At 39.1% G+C, this 1,605-nt stretch carries 1 protein-coding gene; it reads right to left on the minus strand.

The window, feature by feature from the left end; translation table 11 throughout:
• Positions 1-31: 31 nt before the first annotated feature.
• Positions 32-1,513, minus strand: a complete 1,482-nt coding sequence (locus tag DW931_RS15715) for an IS1182 family transposase (protein WP_118482617.1) — start codon at positions 1,511-1,513, stop codon at positions 32-34.
• Positions 1,514-1,605 lie beyond the last annotated feature (92 nt).

The following is a 1,605-nucleotide window of genomic DNA, read 5'->3' on the forward strand; positions in this document are numbered from 1 at the left end:
CTCAGACTGTAGACAAACTTGGTGCTGGGTGTTATGCCCAGTACCATTTTTCTTTAAATTTTGATTTTATTCTTGTTCTTAGCTCAAAATATAAAAAAGTGGCTGTATTCCAGCCTCGTTTTTCCAGAATCTTTGCCAGTTTTTTCAGATTCATGCATGCAAAGGTAAGCCCGGCTTTCATCTCCATCCGTGCCTTTCCTACATATTGCGTATATCGAAATCCATGCTGTTCTTTCGCTGTACCGAATATCCTCTCTATGGTTTCTTTTCTTAACTGATAGATCTGTCTGTTTCCTATCGTGTGCCGAATGTCTTCTGCCACTTCCATATATTCTTCCCATACATGACGTGTGATCATTTTTACATGATCCTTACTTTCTGTGCATTTTGAAAGATATTGGCATTCAGCACAATGTTCACCGCAACTTTTATACTCTTTATATCCACTTCTGTTTGTTGTACTGTATGTCAATATATGTGCTCCCGGACATATATAACAATCATAGTATTCATCATATGCGAATTCGTGTTTTCCGAAAAAGCCTTCTTTGGTCTTGGGACGGGTATACGGAAACAGTGGTTGAATTCCATCTTCCAACAGCTGATGGGCGATTGCCGGAGTTTTATATCCTGCATCTGCAACTACCATCTGCGGATTCAGTTTAGATATCTTATCGTATAATGCCTTAAAAGTACGACTGTCATTCTCATTACCAGGATGTACTGTATATCCAAGGATCCAGCCATGTTTATCACAGGCAGTTTCTACAGCATATGCAAAAACGTGTTTATGTTCACCCTTTCGAAACCATCCACTTTCCGGATCGCTGATGCTGCATTTTTGTGTTTTCACATCTTCAGGAAGTTCTTCAGATATAGAATCCTTATCATTTCCGGTTCCACCGGATGCAGGTGGCTGGTTATCATCTTTTTTCTTCAATGGCTTTTTTCCATGTGCCAGACGATCTTTTTCAATCTCTTTATTTAATTCCTCTTCATACCAGAGAGCCTGTTCGTGTGCAACCCGCTTACGCATTTTTTTACTGTTTGCACAGGCTTTTACATGTGTTGCATCCACGAAGATCTGTTCTGTATTTACAAGCTTATATTTCATACAATCTTCCAAAATCTTTGAAAAGATCTGCTCAAAAAGGTCTGTATCTTTGAAACGGCGGGTATAATTCTTTCCAAATGTAGAAAAATGAGGTACTGGATCTAACATGTCTAGTCCGAGAAACCAGCGGTATGCAACGTTTACCTCAATCTCTTTCATGGTCTGACGCATGCTTTTTATCCCATAGAGATACTGAATGAATGGTATCTTTATCAGCATGACGGGATCCATACTGGGACGGCCGTTATCCGGACAGTATTTTTCTTCAACCAGATCATAAATAAAATTCCAATTGATTGCCCTATCAATTAATCGCAGCATATGGTTTTGAGGTACCATGTCATCCATGGAAAACATCATCATTTGTTCTCTTTTTTTATCTGCATTTTTCGTCATCATAAAAAACACCGCCCTTCTGATATTTATTATATCAGAAAAGCGGTTCCAACAATAGCAAAACCCTGCAAAAGCAGGGCTTTGTCTACAGTCTG

The sequence above is a fragment of the Clostridium sp. AM43-3BH genome (assembly GCF_003479985.1).
Lineage (GTDB): Bacteria > Bacillota > Clostridia > Lachnospirales > Lachnospiraceae > Otoolea > Otoolea fessa.

Coding starts and splice junctions, on each gene's coding strand:
- DW931_RS15715 (WP_118482617.1), bottom strand. CDS start 1,513: ATGATGACGAAAAATGCAGATAAAAAAAGAGAACAAATGATGATGTTT.